An 822-nucleotide genomic window follows, 5' to 3' on the forward strand; every position below is an offset into this window, starting at 1 on the left:
ACGCGAAGGGTGAAGTCGCAGTCGATGGCGAAGCAACGGTGATGTACTCCGTTTAAGTCTCAAACGAAAAGTTAAGCTCCATATTCAGCGCATCTAGTTGGTTGAAGAAACGATCGATGGGTGCTGCTGGATGGCTTCTGTCAGGTCAGACAAACTCATATCCAAATGGTCATACGACAATGAGGGCAAAGAGCAACAAGCGATCGAGCACTATCTATCTTCTCTTTCAGGCTCATTATCGTCGGTAGAAAGGTTTGATGCTTTGTTTGGGCTAGCGAGTACTTATCGAAGTCTAGGTATGTATTCGAAGGCACTAACCTACTTCGAACAAACGCTAAGCGAGTACCCCAACTCTGTTGAAAATCAGACTCAACAAGCGTAAGGCAGTTTTTAAAGCTAGTCGCGTAATAAACGCAAAACCAGAACATTTATTAGATGGTTTTTATTTGAGCCTCTTTCTAGTTTGTCATTAGCGTTTATATCACAACAGTTTAGGGTGGTTTCTTAGTTACAAGTGATTCTGAGGAAGTTGTGACTGGCTGAGTACAGCTACAACCAAAATGAAGCCATCTTCTTTTGTAAAATAAGCAGCATGCTTGCCTACAGGGAAATAGAACCCGCCTGGATATATCTCATTACAACTGCGACCAACAGCTGGGTTATCAGCAAGCATTTGAAAACCAGCTAGTAACTTAGCCACTGCATCTCAGAGAAATTGTTAACGGTATAGCTTTTGATTTTCAGTAAATGAGTCTGAGCTAACTTACTCAGTTTGTATTTATTATTTTGCATAGTTGGTTATAAGGCATTTAAAAAGTCTTC

2 pseudogenes are annotated in these 822 nt (G+C 41.0%); one reads left to right on the top strand and one right to left on the bottom strand.

The window, feature by feature from the left end:
* Positions 1-166 precede the first annotated feature (166 nt).
* Positions 167-367, top strand: a pseudogene (locus KIV40_RS29635) (tol-pal system YbgF family protein); the annotation flags it as partial.
* Positions 368-508: 141 nt separating this feature from the next.
* Here the strand turns inward: KIV40_RS29635 and KIV40_RS29640 are convergent.
* Positions 509-792 (bottom strand): annotated as a pseudogene (locus tag KIV40_RS29640) (type II toxin-antitoxin system RelE/ParE family toxin).
* Between the last annotated feature and the right edge of the window lie 30 nt (positions 793-822).

This window comes from Vibrio sp. D173a (assembly GCF_030248475.1).